The organism is Streptomyces sp. NPDC107562, assembly GCF_055657325.1.
Genome location: NZ_JBVKBE010000001.1, coordinates 1,061,015 through 1,076,138, shown reverse-complemented (window position 1 = coordinate 1,076,138; position 15,124 = coordinate 1,061,015). Strand labels below are relative to the sequence as shown.

The following is a 15,124-nucleotide window of genomic DNA, read 5'->3' as shown; positions in this document are numbered from 1 at the left end:
GCGGTACCTACCGTGTGCCCTCGGTGAAAACGTCTGTGTCATCGCTGAAGATGACGACCTTTTCGATCAGATCGCCCCTGAGGTGGAGGACTTCAGATCCCAGTGCGGTCTTGTTGCCGGGGAAGCCGAAGCTCCAGCTCCAGTGGATGAATTCCTTGTTCTGAGCGTGGCTGACGAGCAGCGCGCTCAGGGGCGGAGCCTTGCGCTGGACGACGTCGATGTAGTCGCTGATCACCTCTCGGCCCACGAAGACGTCCTCCGGCTCCATGATCGTGATGTCCTCGGTGTAGATGTCCTCCATCGCCTTGGCCCGGGCGGTCGCGTCCGGGGTCATCCAGACCTCGAGGTGCTTGGCGATGAGCAGCCGGGCGCGGTCCGACCCGCCGGTCAGCGTCAGGTGCAGTCGGGAGATCCGCCCGTCGGAGTTCAGGGTCGCGGTGACAAGGCCGGTGCCGGAGCATCCATTGCTCTTCAGGTCCAGCCCGGCCTGGCTCCACTTGCCGGTGAGGGAACCGTCGGCCTGGATGGAGCTCGTCCAATGGTGATGGGACTCCTTCCACCTGGCCGCCTGATCGCGGTGGAAGTCGATGGCGTGCTCCCGGCCCTGGACCATTTCCCCGGCGTGCATCAGCAGCACGTCCTCGGCGAAGATGTCCCGAAGGCCCTCAAGAGCAGAGGGGCCGTGTTCGGCCCAGTCCAAGATCTCGAAATACTGGTCAAGCACGGTGGCCATCATTGAGGTCCTCTCCAGGTACATGAGTCTAAAACGGCCCGATGGGCGCCGGCTGACGGAGTCGGTGTTGGCGTCGTGCCGCCGCTGGCGCGGAGCGCGCTCTCCCGCATCGGGCGCCGAGTCGGTGAAGCCCGTCACTCATGGGCAGCGAGGCGCCGGTGAGGTCAGGCGTTCATCGACAGGGCGGTATGGCGGCCGCTTCAGCGGGGCCGCCGATTTCTGCGCTGAGTACGGGGCGTGCGGACGTCAGCCGCTTGCGCCGCGCAGGATTCGCAGGTCTTCCGTCGCCCGCAGACGCATGACGGGAAGCAGCGGACGCACCGGCTCCGGCAGGCCGGCGAGTACCAGTTCCACCTCCTCGGCCGTCCCCACCTCATCGAGGAAGCCGACCATCAAATGCCCTTCTACGGGCGGTGTGGTCGCGATCACTCGCTGTGCGAAGTCCTGCCATTCGGCGGCGCTGATGTGGTCGCGCAGCGCCGGAAGCAAGAGGGGTTCTTCATGGGCCAGGTGGTCGTGCACCGTGTCGCGCACTTCGGCGGCCGCCTTTCGCAGTGCGTCGCGGGCCTGGCCCGCCGCGACGCCGCCACCGGGGCCTACATGCCCGACCGGGCCTGTCTCGGCGGGGACATCGTTGTCGTGCAGGTCCACTGCGGCCAGCTGGTCGAGCGCCTCCTCCAGGCGGTCGTGCTCCTCGCTCAGCGCGCCGAGGGCATGAGCCGTGTCCGGTGCCGTGGCAACGATCCGCGGCCACAGGTCGTTGTCCTCGGTCTCGTGGTGATGACGCAGGTTCGCGACGAGGAAGTCGCGCAGCTGTGCCAGCGCGTTCAGCGGTACCGAGGGGCGCTGGGCGGCCTCGGCCAGAAGGGTGGTGGCGACACGGTGGACCTCATGAGCAAGCCGAGTCTCTAGGACCGCCGGGACGTGCTCGAGGGCATCTCTGGACATGGAAAGAACCATATTCATTCAATGCCCATATAGTCAATATAGTGACATGGATCACGAGGTATCGTGAGCCGGTGACTACTCGCAAGTACGACTCCCCTCGCCGCACCCACTCGGCTGCCGCCACCCGTGAGACCATCCTCGGCAGCGCGCAAAAGCTCTTCCTCACCCGTGGGTACACCGGGGTCACCATCGGGGAGATCGCCGAGGCGGCGACGGACGCCGTACCGACGGTGTACAGCAGCGTGGGGAACAAGCCGAGCATCCTGACGGCCCTGCTGGAGCCGATACTCGCCGGGCCGAGCATCGCCGACGCCGTCGTCGCCCCCGAGGCCAGCGACGACCCTCACACCGTGATCGACCTGATCGCCGAGGGCACCCGCCTTGTCCATGAACGCCATTGGGACCTCCTGTACGGGCTCCTGTACCGCAAGCCGCCAGGGGAACCCGCCGTCAAAGAGGTGTTGGACAGGGGAGCCGACATTTACCTCCAGGCCCTGACCCGTGCGACCGACCGCCTCGAGGTGCTCGGCGCACTTCGTGCCGACGTCCCTCGCGCGGAGGCCATCGATCTGCTCTGGTTCCACCTGGGCCCGCAAGCCTGGATGACGCTCGTCGGCGACCGCGGCTGGCCGTTCGACCGCGCCCAGACCTGGGCCACCCGATCCGCCTGTCAGGCACTGCTGAAGGACCGCTAGGTCCACGGTGCTTCGTGCACCGATCCGACCCGCGCGTTCTGGGGCAACCCGCACCCCCCATTGGGTTCATGAGCCCGCCCGCCGCCCGAAGCCATCAACTCGACCACCGTGCACGGGTCGCCGCAGACCTCCACGGCGCGAGGACCTCGTCGATGCTGGACGCAGAGAGTTGAAGCACAGCAGGCCGCGAGGGCACGGCTAGCGCACCACACTCGTCATGGACGGTCCATGCGGCGGCCTTCGCGACTTTCGCGATCCAGCCGATGAATGACGTGGACGTACTCCCAGGCCAAGAAGACAGCGGACACCGCTCATCCCCGTGCGGCTGCCGCCGAGTTGTGGCGCCGTGCGTCGCCGTACTCCCGCTTCGATGTCGGAGCCCGGTCCACCATCCGTGACCGAATTGACCTTACAGACTTCTAATGAATACATTGCGCTCTATGATGAGACATGCTCTCGAGGAACCTTCTGCGGTCGTCGAGACCCGGCTTGTCCACGCAGTGCACCGCTCCGCCGCCTCCCTGCTGGCCGAGTCCGCCATCCACCCCTCGGTGCCACTCGGCACGCTGGCCTGCCTCCGCGACTTCCTGACGGCCACCCTGCGCCACCATCACGAGACCAAAGCCTGTGACCTGTGGCCGCACATCATCGCGGTGGCACCGGCCACGCGATGGGCAATTGAAGACCTGCGCGAGCAGCACGGCCACCTGGTCGCGGCGCTGGACCGCTTGGACGCGGTGGCGATCAGCGGCGTCGGCAGTGGGATGCGGCAAGCGCGGGAAGCGCTGCGTGATGCGGCCGCGGCGGTGCGCGACAGTGTGCATGAGTACCTGGCCCGTGAAGAACCGCTGCTCTTCCCCGCGCTTCGCGACCACATCAGCACAGCGGCATGGCAGGACTTCTCACGGCGCGTCATCGAGTCCGGACCGCATGCGGCCGGGCACCTGATGATCGGCTTCCTCGACGAGGTGGGCACGTCCGCAGAGGTGGACGTCGCTCTCGCCGGCCTACCCGAATCGGTACGTCCCCGCCTTCCCGTCATGCGCGCCCAGGCCGCCGGCGACCTGCGGCTTCTGCGGGGCTTCGGCTCCTGACCCTGCGGCCGCCCCTTCCCCCTTCAACGATCAGTACACAGCAACACCCGCACTCTGAAAGTGGTTCAAGCATGACGACGGCACTTGACCGGTATTTCGCCATCGTGGACTCGGCTGACGGTGCTTCGTTCGGGCTCGGCGCTCTCCATGACGTATTCACCGAGGACGTGCTCGTGATGCACAGCGGAGAGATGGTGCGGGGCCGGGCCCCGGCCGTCGACCTTCACCGGTCACATGCGATCCAATGGAGGAAGTCCGAGCTTCACTGGACTTCCTCCACCGAGACCGACGGTTCCATCGCCGGCAGCTGGAGCCGGGCGGGGCTGGACCTGGAGGGCAACGACTGCACGGAGAACGGCGACTTCTCCGTCTCCCTTGCCCCCGACGGACGCATTTCCCGGCTCCACGTCACCTTGACCGGCGGATCGGATCAGGCCCGAGTGCTCATCGCCAAGCACTTGGAGGTCTGGATGATCCCGGACGCGAACGCACGCGCCAGAGCAATGGAGACCATCTACACAAAGAACATCCGGCTCATGGAGCCCGATCGAGTCTTCACGGGCAGGGAGGCTCTCAACGACTACATCGACATCGTGCAGCGACAAGCTCCTCCCCTGTGCGGCCGCGTCGTGGTGTACGCGCAGAACAGGGAATACATCCACTGGGTCTGGGACTTCGACTTCGCCGGCAACAACACGGCACTGGGGTCGGAGATACTGCACCTCAACGGCGATCTCATCGATTCAGTGATCATTTTCAGCTCCGAAATGGACATCGCCCTCGCAGGCACGCCATAGGCCCACACACCTGAAGGTCTGCGCGACACGAGCAGGCGCACCGCACCCAGCACTGGCGCGCTCGCAGTTGGGTTCGACACGACGTCGCCGCCTCGATGAGCAACTGCGCGGCTGTGCCGGGCTGTTGCGCCGTTGCGGCTGCGACGGCGGATTCAGCGCCCGTACCGCGCTCGGGCCTCCCGCACGGTCTGCACGTCCAGCGTGCCACTGTGGGCGAGGGCGGAGAGAGCGGCGACCACTATCGAGTGAGGGTCGACCCCGAAGTGGCGCCGTACCGCTTCACGTGTGCCGGACAGCCCGAACCCGTCCGTGCCGAGTGAATGCCACTCCTGGGGCACCCACTGGCTGATCTGGTCCGGGACGGTTCGCATCCAGTCACTGACCGCGAGAACGGGCCCTGGCGCACCGGCCAGCGCACGCGTGACGTACGGAACCCGCTTGCCTCCCCGCCGCCACGCGGCGTCGCACTCCAACGCTTCGCGTCGCAGCTCGCTCCACGAGGTGGCGGACCACACGTCGGCCGCCACGCCCCAGTCCTCGGCGAGCAACCGCTGCGCTTCCAGCACCCAGTGGATGGCCGTTCCGGAGGCGAGGAGCTGGAGGCGCGGGACGTCCGCTGCCGGGTGGTGCTCGGCTTGCCGGAAGCGGTACAAGCCCTTGAGGATGCCGTCCTCCACGTCCGGCTCACGCGGCATCGGCGGCTGGATCCTGGGCTCGTTGTAGACGGTGAGGTAGTAGAAGACGTCCTCCGGATTCGCCCCGTACATGCGCCGCAGCCCCTCACGGACGATGACCGCGATCTCGTACGCGAAGGCGGGGTCGTAGGCGACGGCTGCCGGGTTGGTGGAGGCGATCAGGTGGGAATGGCCGTCACCGTGCTGCAGGCCTTCGCCGGTCATGGTGGTGCGGCCGGCGGTCGCTCCGACGAGGAAGCCCCGGCCGAGCTGGTCGGCCAGTGCCCACATCTGGTCGGCCGTGCGCTGCCAGCCGAACATGGCGTAGAAAATGTAGAAGGGGATCATCGGTTCGCCGTGTGTCGCGTAGGACGTGGCGGCAGCCGTGAAGGAGGCCATGGAACCGGCCTCGGTGATGCCTTCGTTGAGAACCTGGCCGTCCCGGGATTCCCTGTAGTAGAGCAGTTGGTCGCGGTCGACGGGCTCGTAGTTCTGGCCGGCCGGGGAGTAGATCCCGAAGGCGGGGAAGAAGGACTCCATGCCGAAGGTCCGGGCCTCGTCCGGCACGATCGGCACCCATCGCCTGCCGGTGTCGGACTCGCGCATCAGGTCCTTGACCAGGCGGACGAGTGCCGTCGTCGTCGCGACCTCCTGGTTCCCCGATCCCTGGGCCAGCGCCTGGAAGGGCTTGACCGGCGGGGCGGGCAGCGCCACGGGATGGAACGTGCGGGCCGGTGCGGGACCGCCCAGTGCCGCCCGACGGGCGTGGAGATAGCGGACTTCCGGGGAGTCAGGACCCGGGTGGGCGTACGGCATGAGCTCGTCGTCCAGCCTGATGTCCGGGATCGGCAGGTCCAGCAGATCTCGCAGCGCGCGGAACTGACTGCCTGTCAGCTTCTTCATCTGGTGATTGGCGTTGCGCGACTCGAACCCGCTGCCGAGTGTGTGGCCCTTGACCGTCTGGACGAGTACGACCGTGGGTGCGCCCCGGTGGTCGACCGCCGCACGGTACGCGGCGTAGACCTTGCGCGGTTCGTGCCCAGCCCTGGAGCTGTGGAAACAGTCGCTGATCTGCGCGTCGGTCAGCACCTTGGCCATCTCGACCAAGGCCGGGTCGGCACCGAAGAAGTGCTGACGGATGTATGCCGCGTCCCGTGTCGCGTAGGTCTGGAGCTGCCCGTCGGGCAACTCGCGCAGTCGGCGTACGAGCGCGCCGGTGGTGTCCAGGGTGAACAGATCGTCCCAGGCGCTTCCCCAGAGTGCCTTGACGACGTTCCAGCCCGCTGCACGGAACTGGGCCTCGAGTTCTTGGACGATCTTGAAGTTGGCGCGTACGGGTCCGTCGAGCCGCTGCAGGTTGCAGTTAACGACGAAGGTGAGGTTGTCCAGTCCTTCGCGTCCCGCGAGGGCCAGGGCCGCGCTCGACTCGGGCTCGTCCATCTCGCCGTCCCCCAGGAACGCCCACACGCGGGACAGGCCCGTGTCCTTGATGCCTCGGTGGAGCAGGTAGCGATTGAAGCGTGCCTGGTGGATCGCCGACAGCGGGCCCAGGCCCATGGAGACGGTGGGGAATTCCCACAGCCATGGCAGCCGACGCGGGTGCGGGTAGGAAGGCAGGCCTCCGGTCCCCGGTTCCTGCCGGAAGCGATCCAAGTGGTCCTCGGAGAGTCGACCGTCGAGGAAGGCCCGGGCGTAGATGCCTGGGGAGGCGTGACCCTGGAGGAAGAGCTGGTCGCCCGAGCCGTCCGCCTCCTTGCCCCGGAAGAAGTGATTGAAGCCGGTCTCGTAGAGCCAGGCGGCCGAGGCGAAGGTGGCTATGTGCCCACCGAGCCCGAAGCGGCTGCCGCGGGTCACCATCGCGGCCGCGTTCCAGCGGTTCCACGCGGTGATGCGCCGCTCCATCTCCTCGTCGCCCGGGAAGTCCGGTTCCGCAGCTGTGGGGATGCTGTTGATGTAGTCGCTCTCCAGAAGCCTCGGCAGGATCAGGCCCGCCCGCTCGCCATGCTCGAGCGTGCGCCGCATGAGGTACGAGGCGCGCTGGGGGCCGGCTGCCGCGACGACGGCGTCCAAGGAGGCCGCCCACTCGGCGGTCTCCTCGGGGTCCCGGTCGGGAACCTGATCGAGTTCGCTCGGGCCATGGATGTTCTCGATCATGCTGATCGTCCCTTTCCTACTCCTGACAGCAACGCCCCCCCGGGAAATTTTCTGGACATTTTTCATCCAGAATCTCTCCAAGAAAAACGCGCGGCGGGACCGCGCGCCGGATGGATCAGTCGCCCCCGATGGCCTGCCGCACCCGCTTCGCCATGGCCGGGACGTAGGCATCGGCCGTGGCCTGGATGTCTGCGAGACTTTGCTCGGCCAGCGCCTTCCGCCAGGCCGTCTCGGCCTTCCCCATGGCGGTCTTCACCGCACACGGCCGCGCAAAGCTGGCATCCGGGCATCGCTCGCCGATGGTCCCGCAGCGGCGGATCTCGGCGCAGCGGAAGAGGGGCTCATCACCCTCGACGGCGACCACCACGTCCAGCAGCGACACCGCCTCCAGCGGCCTGGCCAGCCGGAAGCCGCCTCGCGCACCGGGCACGGACTCCAGCAGGCCGGCCTTGACGAGCTGCTGGAGTTGCTTGTTCAGGTAGGACGGCGACAGGTCGTGCCCAGCGGCCAGCTGCGTGGTCGGCACCGGCTCGCCGCCCCCCAGCCACGCCAGGTTGAGCAGCGTGTGCAGTGCCCATTCCACACCCTTACCGGTTCGCATACCTGGATACTACACATCCAGTTTCATACGGGCAAAAGGTTACCCCCGCCTCCCGGGGTGGTCGAGGTGGTGCCGTGTTTGACGAGCACAAACTGGATGTCTACTATCCAGGTACTAAAGCGGCCGACAGCGACTGGACGCCCGTCGGCGGCGGAATGATGCGCCCGCTCATCTCAGCAACGTCACGGGTGAACCGGGCGTTCGAGCTGTCCGATCCTTTGTTCCGCGCCCTCGGCGCGGCGCTCACGTGGAGTGATTCTGGATGAAAAAGATCCTGGTTATCGGCGGTGGCTTCGCCGGCGTGTGGTCGGCGGCCGCCGCGGTGCGCGCGGCGCGCGCCCATGGCGTGCCGCAGTCGGAGCTGCAGGTGACGGTGGTCAGCAGTGGCGACGACCTGGTGCTCCGACCGCGGCTCTACGAGTCCGATCCCGGGGGGAAGCGTGTGGCGCTGGACCGCGTTCTCGGACCGATCGGCGTACGGCGGATCGCCGCGACGGTCACCGGAATCGACACCAGCACCCAGACGGTGAACGCGGTCGACCGCAGCGGACGTGACACCGTGCTGAGCTATGACCGGCTGGTCCTGGCCTCCGGCAGCCAGGTCGTGCGTCCGACAATCCCTGGCGCCCAACGGATCTTCGACGTGGACACCCTCGATGCTGCCACGTGGCTCGACCACCATCTGCGCCGGCTGCCGCAGCGTGCGTCGCAGTCAGGGTCCTTCACCGCCGTCGTCATCGGAGCGGGCTTCACCGGCCTGGAGGTGGCCACGGAGCTGACCGGCCGACTGCGGGAACTGGCGGGAGACGCCACCGACGTTCGCGTCGTGCTGGTGGAACGCGCCGACGCGGTGGGACCCGAACTGGGCGAGGGTCCGCGCCCGCACATCGACTCCGCCCTTCGCGAACTGGGAGTAGAGGTGCGCCTGGGCAAGACGGTGGAACGGGTCACCGAGAACGAGATCGAGCTCTCCGACGGTGAACGCATCCCTGCGTCCACCGTGATCTGGACGGCCGGCATGGCAGCCAGCCCGCTCACTCAGGACATCCCTGCGGAGCGTGACCGGCACGGGCGACTGCGGGTGGACGAGTTCCTGCGCGTACGGGGAGTGCCCGGGGTGTTCGCGTCCGGTGACACCGCTGCGGCTGCCGCCGACGAGGAGCAGACGGTCATGCAGAGCTGCCAGCACGCCATTCCTCTGGGCAAGTTCGCGGGCCACAACGTCGCTGCCGATCTCCTCGGACTGGAACTGGTGCCCTTCGCCTCGAACCCCTACGTCACGTGTCTGGACCTCGGATCCGCCGGCGCCGTGGTCACCACGGGCTGGGATCGGGTCGTGGAGAAGACGGGCGAGCAGGGGAAGTCGCTCAAGAAGCAGATCAACGCCGAGTGGATCTATCCGCCGGTCGACGACGCCGACGCCATCCTCGAACTCGCCGACCATGGCGACAGTTGGTCGGTGGAGGAAGTCAGAGCCTGAGCCGCATCGCCCGCCTCTCCGGGACGGATCATCCGTCGGCGGTCGCCTGGCCGACAACGGCCACCTTCCTCATCGCAGCCCCGGAAGGGAAGCGCGAGGGTGCCGCCGCAGGTCTCGCTCGGCATGCTTGGCACGGGAGGCGCGCTCCGGTGCGGATGATGAGGCACCCCGCAATGGGGGACGCCGCCCGCCCAGTGACCCGAGCGGCCGACCGGCCCAGGCCGTCGGCCGTATGTGCAAGAACACAACGTAAACACCCGAGTACATGGAGTAGACATGCCGCACACCACCAAGACCAGCAAGGCGCGTTACCTGGGCGTCGCAGCGGGAGTTGCAGTTGCTCTCGTCGGCGGCGCGGTACTCGCGTCGTCGGCGTCGGCCGACATGCCGGACCGCAAGCCCCGCATGAAGACCTTTGATCTGGTCGGCAAGCAGACCTCGGCAGGGGAGGTCGATCTGGGCAAACCGGGAGTCGGCGTGGGCGATCAGCGGATCGTCCACGAGGACCTCTACCGTGGCGGCAAGAAGGTGGGCGACCACAGCGCGATCTGCACCTACACCCAGGCCAGTCCCGCCGCCCTCCAGTGCGTGGGCACCTTCGCGCTTCCGGAGGGCCAGTTTGCCGCCCAGTCGCTGCTGCATCTGCCTGCGCCGAGCTCGGTCGACGTCGCCATCACCGGAGGATCCGGCGCCTACAGCACGGCTCAGGGCTTCGTCCGCACCGTTCCCGCGGGTGAGACGGAGCGGCACTTCACCGTGCACCTTCAGCGCTGACCACTGAGGGGCGGAACGGGGGCCGCAAGGCCAGCCGCCGGGCGGCGCGGGCAGGCGCCGGCTCGCGAGCCATGGTGTCGAGCCATTCGACATGTCGATTCATTCGACATAGCATCACCGCATGGCCGAGTATTCCGAGACCGATCGCCTGACCGCCCTGTCCGCACTCATCGCCTGGGCCGAGCGCAGGGAACGCCTCGCTTCCGACCGGGCCGACCTCATGGCCGACGCATGGCGCACCGGCACCCGGAGCGTCGCGGAACTGGCCAGACTGGCCCGCGTCTCGCGGGACACCGTCTACGCCGACCTCGCCGCCCGGAGCGTCGACGTAAGCAAACGCGGTGAGCGCACCGGGCCCCTGGCCGGCCAGGGCGCGCCGCTGAACGCCGAGTCGGTGCGCATGATCGCGCGGATCGCGGACGCCGTCACCCGGCCTGCCCACACACATGATCCGGCGGACCCTGTCACACGAGCCGCCCGCGCCGCGACCCATGCATGGGAAGCCACCGCCGACGTACTGGACCCACCCAAGGACCAGGGGCCGGGATGGGGGCAGGAGGCAAGCCTGGCCCAACTGGCGCGGGAGGGCCAGGCGGTCTCCCGCCTGGCCCACCAGGCACTGGCCGCGACCGCCGGGCGTCACCGACTCGCGGCCTCGACCGACGAGCAACGACGTGCGCTCCTCCACACCGGCCGGAGTGCTGTCACCGACGCCGCCACGCTCTCGGTGACCGCACCCACAGGTGAAACAGTCAGGGTCGAACTCCGCGGCGACGAAACCGGCTGGACCACTCTGTCCAGTGACACGCCGCTGGTCGGCGGCGACCTGGACACCCTCGACCACCTGGAAGTGCAGGCCGCATTCCAGATCCTGTCCCAGGTGATCACCCGGCACCTGAGCGAACGGGCTCGCACCTCCCACCGCATGGACGCCCCGCACGGCACTCCGCCGCCACGCACGCGATACGTGCCGAGCGTCGACGATTGACAGTCAATCTGCCGTGCCAGCCTGGGCCGGGCATTGGTGAGTCTTTGCGCCCCGCCGCCCCACACCGTTTGTATGTCAGGGCTCTGGAACCTTGAGCTCGTCCCCTGTGTTCGAGATGAAGACGACCAGGAGCTTCGCAGGTTCCGTCTTGCTGGTGTTCTCCGTCAGCACGTGATAGGCGCCCGGTTCTTCCACCCAGTGTTCGCCTTGCTGATAGGTACGTGCAGGCTCACCGTCAAGCTGGCTGCGCATCGTGCCATCGAGTACATAGGCGTAGACGAACGCCTCACCGTGGCGATGCGGCACCGCCCGCGCGTCGGGCGGGAAGCTCACGATCGCCGAGGTGAACGTCTTCCCCTGAACATTCGGAATCGCCTGTTCGAGAATAGGCGTCAGTGTTTCGGACGGGCGTTCCGAAGATACCGCAGCGACTGGCGCCTGGCTGCTCGCACGATCTGCCGCAGGGGCACATGAGAGCGCCACGGCAGCCATGCCGGCAACCAGACAGCCGCAGGAGACACGTATTCCGTTCATTTTTCTCCTGTTCGGCCCGTCAGCCCCCGCCGAGTACACGCGCGTGGCGAGCGCGATCCGGCACTATGAGGGGGATGACGAGCAGCGAGAGAAAAGAGTCGAGTGGCTCAGCTCGGATACCAATGACGCTGCGTCAGTGACGAGCTTGCCGACACGGGCACTCCCCCTCGCGCCGAAGGCGGGAAGAGCACTCCCTCACGTCGGCGCGCGTCTGGCGGGAGCAGGGGTTATGTGGCGACGTCGCCCTTCGCCTGGACAGCGCACATACGAAAACCGTACGACTGAACCCGGGTCCCCGCACGGCGGTATCGACACCCCGGGGCGCCCCTTCCCAGCACCGTCCGCCGGCCACAACGGTCGGGTACGGCGGAGCCCGACGGACGACCACAACCGGCGTGACGAAGCAACGACCGAAGCATTCCGGGGCCGAGTATGACCATGACAAGCAGGGTGCGAATCCCGACCACGGCTCGTGAAGTCACGGGGCCCTGCCCGGTGGGGCAGCAGTCGCGCCGCCTACCTCCGCCGCGCGATGAAAGTAATACCAGCCCTCATTTGTCGGTTCGAGTGCGCCTCGCAGAGCTTCCTCACCCGGGTTGCTGATCGGTCCGGGCGGGAGACCCCTGCGGTAATAGGTGTTGTAAGGGCTGTCGCCGTTACGGAGTTCGCTCAGGCTCAGGTCGATCTCGCTCTGATTCTTGAGGTAGTTGTATGTGGAGTCGAACTCAAGTATGCCGTTGGTCTGGGGGTTCGCCCGGTCGAGACGGTTGTAGACCACCTCGGCCATTTTCCGGAAGTCGTCGTGGCTGGTCCCTTCCACCTGCACCAGACTTGCGACAGTGAGCAGCTCCCAAGGGTCGTCAAGGCCAAGCCCTTCGGCCTTCTTCTCGACGCCCAGCTGTGCGTACGTCGAAGTGGCGCGCGCCACCATCTCCGTGAGAACGTCTTGCGGCTCAGGAGGCACGCGAAGTGGTGCGTCCGGCTCGTCGCGCCACAACGTGAAGAAGATGCGGCCCAGCCCTCGAACACGCCTTCCTCGCGGCCGGAACGCCCATCGTGTGGCCAGCGCTTCTGCGGACCGTTTTCACGTGTTGCCTCACGGCCTCCTGAAACATGCGCGAGTTGTCAGGCGTCGGCGAGGAGGGGGTCATACGGGGTGTTCGTGCGGCGGCCTGACATGAAGGAAAGGAAGTCGCCCACGAAAGCGCTGCGGCTGTAGGTGCCGTCGCTCGTGGTGAGATCGCGGTGGAAGGCCGTGCGGAAGAGCGCTCGGTACTCGTCCGCGTCGATGGTCCCGCTGCCGTCCTTGTCGGTGGCGTCGAAGAGCACCTCGGCGACGCGGATGAGCGCGGGACCGGCGAGGGAGGGTACGGCGGCGGCGTATTCATCGGCGCTGACACGGCCGTCGCCGTCCGTGTCGAGGTCGGCCTGGAGTTCGCGCCACCAGGCGGCGAAGGCGTCGTAGAGCCGGGTCTCCTCGGGTTCGTCCAGGTCGAGGCGGGTGGCCAGTTCGCGTGCCATGGCGGCGAGATCCGGCCAGTCGAGGTGGCCGTCCCCGGTCTGGTCCAGCACCTGTCGGAAGAATTCCTCCGCCGAGCGGCGGCGCTCTCCCGTGGTCGCCGAGGGGACCGGGTCGGGGGCGGCGTCACCGCTCAGTGGTGTGAGGAGGCGGAGCAGGGCGGATGCCCGCTTCATACGGGCGCGCAGCGCGGTAACGGTCCGGGCGCGGGGGTCGTCGCTGTCCGGCGAGAGGGAGAGGACGTCGATGATGGTTTCGGCATTGATCCAGCCATCGGGCAGGAATCGGGTCAGCCCGGCGGCGAGGTAGGCGCCCTGCATGAGGGTCGGGGCGCCGGGCATCTCGGGCAGGCCGGCCCTGCGCCGGTAGGGCTCGGGGAGTGAGGCCACGGTGATCGCGCCGAGGACCGGACCGACGACGGCCCGGCCGGCGGCCCACAGTGTCGGCGCGCCGTCCAGCAGTGCCGGGGCGGGCAGGTGGTCGAAGAGCCGGTAGAGGATGACGCGGGCCGCCTCCGTGTTCTCCAGCTCGTTCTCGACGACCCTGTCGAAGTACCGCCAGAAGTCGGCGAGGTCCTCGGGGAGTCCCCCGGCGTCGCCGTCGAGCGCGGCGAGGAACGCGCGGTACTCGGCGTACATGCGCTCCATGGTGTCCTGGTCGAGCGGCTGGCCGCTCAGTCGGCACATGGTGACGGCACTCTCGAACAGGGTGGCGACCACCCAGGCGCGGGTGGCGCGGTCCATGGCGTCGTAGGTGCGGCCGCGGGAGTCGGAGCCGCTCATGCGCGCGTGCAGCCTGTTGAGGCGGTCGGCTTCCCGTTCGCGTACCGCCGGGTCGGCGTTGAACATGCGCCGCATGCTGAGGAAGGTGTTGCGCAGCCGACGCCAGGGGTGGGCGACGAAGGTGGAGTTGTCGGCGAGGGCGGCGCCGATCTGGGGGTGAGCGGCCTCCAGTACGGTGGCCCGGATCATGGCCAGCGCCCAGCGCGGGTCGTCGAAGAAGGCGCGGAACTGCGACTCCGGGCCGAACAAGGATGCCTCGTCGGCCTTTCCCGTGGTTCCAGTCGTCATGACGGGTTTCCGTTCGTCTGGGGCGGCACGCCGCCGAAGCGGCGGTCGCGGTGCCGGTAGGTGTGCAGGCAGGTGAGGAAGTCGGGAGCCCGGAAGTCCGGCCAGAGCACCTCGGGGAAGACCCACTCGGCGTAGGCGACCTGCCAGAGCATGAAGTTGGAGATGCGCTGCTCGCCGGAGGTGCGGATGACGAGGTCCACGTCGGGGGTGTCCGGGAACGGCAGGTGGTCCGCGAAGAGCTGCTCGGTGACCTCGTCGGCGGGTGTCCCGCTGCGGATCAGCGACCTTGCGGCCTCGACGATGTCCCGCCGCCCGCCATGGTCGAAGGCGACGGTCAGCGTCATCCCCTGGCTGTCTGCGGTCAGCTCCGCCAGGTCGACGAAGTCCTGGGCCAGCGCACGGGGGATGCGCGGGTCCGAGGCCCCCAGGAAGCGGCAGCGGATGCCGCGGGCGAGCAGCAGCGGCGCGTGCTTGCGCACAACCCGGCGGACCAGACGCATGAGGTAGTCGATCTCGGTGCCGGGGCGGTTCCAGTTCTCGGTGGAGAAGGCGTACAGGCTGAGCCACTCGACGCCGGCCGCACGGGCCGCCTCAATGATGTCGATGACGGTGGTCTCCGCAGCCCGATGACCCGCCGTTCGGGGAAGCGAACGCCGCTGAGCCCAGCGTCCGTTGCCGTCCATCACGCAGGCCACGTGCCGCGGCACCGCGCGGGCAGGCCTGTCGTCCCCCTGCTGTTCGCCCTCGTCCTGCGGGCCACCCGGCCGCTCCCCCGCCGCCGGGCGTGCGCGCTGGACGCTACGGTCCGTCGCACCCAGCCCCGTCCCGCCCGGGGCGGCATGGTCGGCCCTGCCGCGCTCGGTCACGCCCACCTCGCATCGCCCACACGCCCGCCCGCCAGAGCGTTCCCTTCCACAAGTCTGAGGGCACGGAAGGGTCCTGACCGGCCGAACGGGGGACCCTCACCCTTGGCTCAGATGCCCGAATCCTCATCGGCATTCGCATGTCTCCGGTGGCCACGATCGACGACCTCATCCGCCTCCGCCGCGACCTCCATCCGTGT

The 15,124-nt window shown here is 68.0% G+C and carries 14 protein-coding genes and 1 pseudogene; 7 read left to right on the top strand and 8 right to left on the bottom strand.

Translation table 11 applies throughout. From position 1 onward, the window contains the following. Positions 1-7: 7 nt before the first annotated feature. Together ACZ7LV_RS04610 and ACZ7LV_RS04605 are read right to left on the bottom strand one after the other, a co-directional pair. Complete coding sequence (locus ACZ7LV_RS04610) at positions 8-871, bottom strand: hypothetical protein (protein ID WP_471935623.1); 864 nt, start codon at positions 869-871, stop codon at positions 8-10. Between the two features lie 108 nt (positions 872-979). After that, the gene (locus ACZ7LV_RS04605; RefSeq protein ID WP_471935621.1) at positions 980-1,681 is read right to left on the bottom strand and encodes a hemerythrin domain-containing protein; all 702 of its coding nucleotides are present in this window, start codon (positions 1,679-1,681) and stop codon (positions 980-982) included. 71 nt (positions 1,682-1,752) lie between these two features. On the opposite strand from ACZ7LV_RS04605, the gene ACZ7LV_RS04600 reads away from it, so the two are divergent. From ACZ7LV_RS04600 to ACZ7LV_RS04590, 3 genes are all read left to right on the top strand, one after another. Further along, positions 1,753-2,376, top strand: coding sequence for a TetR/AcrR family transcriptional regulator (locus ACZ7LV_RS04600; RefSeq protein ID WP_471935619.1), 624 nt, complete (start codon positions 1,753-1,755; stop codon positions 2,374-2,376). A gap of 422 nt (positions 2,377-2,798) precedes the next feature. Then, positions 2,799-3,470, top strand: a complete 672-nt coding sequence (locus tag ACZ7LV_RS04595; RefSeq protein ID WP_471935617.1) for a hemerythrin domain-containing protein — start codon at positions 2,799-2,801, stop codon at positions 3,468-3,470. Between the two features lie 71 nt (positions 3,471-3,541). Next, positions 3,542-4,267, top strand: coding sequence for a hypothetical protein (locus ACZ7LV_RS04590; RefSeq protein ID WP_471935615.1), 726 nt, complete (start codon positions 3,542-3,544; stop codon positions 4,265-4,267). 152 nt (positions 4,268-4,419) lie between these two features. Here the strand turns inward: ACZ7LV_RS04590 and aceE are convergent, their stop codons facing one another. After that, positions 4,420-7,095 carry a pyruvate dehydrogenase (acetyl-transferring), homodimeric type gene (gene aceE, locus ACZ7LV_RS04585; RefSeq protein ID WP_471935613.1) on the bottom strand — a complete coding sequence of 892 codons (2,676 nt, stop codon included), beginning with the start codon at positions 7,093-7,095 and terminating at the stop codon, positions 4,420-4,422. A gap of 115 nt (positions 7,096-7,210) precedes the next feature. Further along, positions 7,211-7,696, bottom strand: a complete 486-nt coding sequence (locus ACZ7LV_RS04580; RefSeq protein ID WP_471935611.1) for an RrF2 family transcriptional regulator — start codon at positions 7,694-7,696, stop codon at positions 7,211-7,213. Between the two features lie 74 nt (positions 7,697-7,770). Between ACZ7LV_RS04580 and ACZ7LV_RS04575 the strand changes: the two genes are divergently transcribed. From ACZ7LV_RS04575 to ACZ7LV_RS04560, 4 genes are all read left to right on the top strand, one after another. After that, entirely contained in the window at positions 7,771-7,962 is a 192-nt protein-coding gene (locus tag ACZ7LV_RS04575; protein ID WP_471935609.1) for a hypothetical protein, read from the top strand. Next, positions 7,959-9,176, top strand: coding sequence for an NAD(P)/FAD-dependent oxidoreductase (locus ACZ7LV_RS04570; protein WP_471935607.1), 1,218 nt, complete (start codon positions 7,959-7,961; stop codon positions 9,174-9,176). Before ACZ7LV_RS04575 ends, ACZ7LV_RS04570 begins: the two co-directional genes overlap by 4 nt. A 276-nt stretch (positions 9,177-9,452) precedes the next feature. Further along, complete coding sequence (locus ACZ7LV_RS04565; protein WP_471935605.1) at positions 9,453-9,950, top strand: allene oxide cyclase barrel-like domain-containing protein; 498 nt, start codon at positions 9,453-9,455, stop codon at positions 9,948-9,950. Between the two features lie 121 nt (positions 9,951-10,071). Then, positions 10,072-10,938 (top strand): hypothetical protein, encoded by an 867-nt coding sequence (locus ACZ7LV_RS04560; protein ID WP_471935604.1) that lies wholly within the window; start codon positions 10,072-10,074, stop codon positions 10,936-10,938. Positions 10,939-11,013: 75 nt separating this feature from the next. On the opposite strand, the gene ACZ7LV_RS04555 is transcribed toward ACZ7LV_RS04560, so the two are convergent. The 4 genes and pseudogenes from ACZ7LV_RS04555 to uppS all read right to left on the bottom strand — a co-directional run bounded on the left by ACZ7LV_RS04555 (position 11,014) and on the right by uppS (position 14,768). Beyond that, positions 11,014-11,472: a cupin domain-containing protein gene (locus tag ACZ7LV_RS04555; RefSeq protein ID WP_471935602.1), complete on the bottom strand. Its 459-nt coding sequence runs from the start codon at positions 11,470-11,472 to the stop codon at positions 11,014-11,016. Between the two features lie 535 nt (positions 11,473-12,007). Continuing rightward, positions 12,008-12,427, bottom strand: a pseudogene (locus ACZ7LV_RS04550) (endolytic transglycosylase MltG); the annotation flags it as partial. A gap of 170 nt (positions 12,428-12,597) precedes the next feature. Then, on the bottom strand, positions 12,598-14,061 hold the full coding sequence (locus tag ACZ7LV_RS04545) for an oxygenase MpaB family protein (RefSeq protein ID WP_471935600.1): 1,464 nt from the start codon (positions 14,059-14,061) through the stop codon (positions 12,598-12,600). Continuing rightward, positions 14,058-14,768, bottom strand: coding sequence for a polyprenyl diphosphate synthase (uppS, locus tag ACZ7LV_RS04540; protein WP_471936120.1), 711 nt, complete (start codon positions 14,766-14,768; stop codon positions 14,058-14,060). Before uppS ends, ACZ7LV_RS04545 begins: the two co-directional genes overlap by 4 nt. Between the last annotated feature and the right edge of the window lie 356 nt (positions 14,769-15,124).

Coding starts and splice junctions, on each gene's coding strand:
- ACZ7LV_RS04570 (WP_471935607.1), top strand. CDS start 7,959: ATGAAAAAGATCCTGGTTATCGGCGGTGGCTTCGCCGGCGTGTGGTCG.
- ACZ7LV_RS04590 (WP_471935615.1), top strand. CDS start 3,542: ATGACGACGGCACTTGACCGGTATTTCGCCATCGTGGACTCGGCTGAC.
- ACZ7LV_RS04605 (WP_471935621.1), bottom strand. CDS start 1,681: ATGTCCAGAGATGCCCTCGAGCACGTCCCGGCGGTCCTAGAGACTCGG.
- ACZ7LV_RS04560 (WP_471935604.1), top strand. CDS start 10,072: ATGGCCGAGTATTCCGAGACCGATCGCCTGACCGCCCTGTCCGCACTC.
- ACZ7LV_RS04580 (WP_471935611.1), bottom strand. CDS start 7,696: ATGCGAACCGGTAAGGGTGTGGAATGGGCACTGCACACGCTGCTCAAC.
- ACZ7LV_RS04545 (WP_471935600.1), bottom strand. CDS start 14,061: ATGACGACTGGAACCACGGGAAAGGCCGACGAGGCATCCTTGTTCGGC.
- ACZ7LV_RS04555 (WP_471935602.1), bottom strand. CDS start 11,472: ATGAACGGAATACGTGTCTCCTGCGGCTGTCTGGTTGCCGGCATGGCT.
- aceE (WP_471935613.1), bottom strand. CDS start 7,095: ATGATCGAGAACATCCATGGCCCGAGCGAACTCGATCAGGTTCCCGAC.
- ACZ7LV_RS04565 (WP_471935605.1), top strand. CDS start 9,453: ATGCCGCACACCACCAAGACCAGCAAGGCGCGTTACCTGGGCGTCGCA.
- ACZ7LV_RS04595 (WP_471935617.1), top strand. CDS start 2,799: ATGAATACATTGCGCTCTATGATGAGACATGCTCTCGAGGAACCTTCT.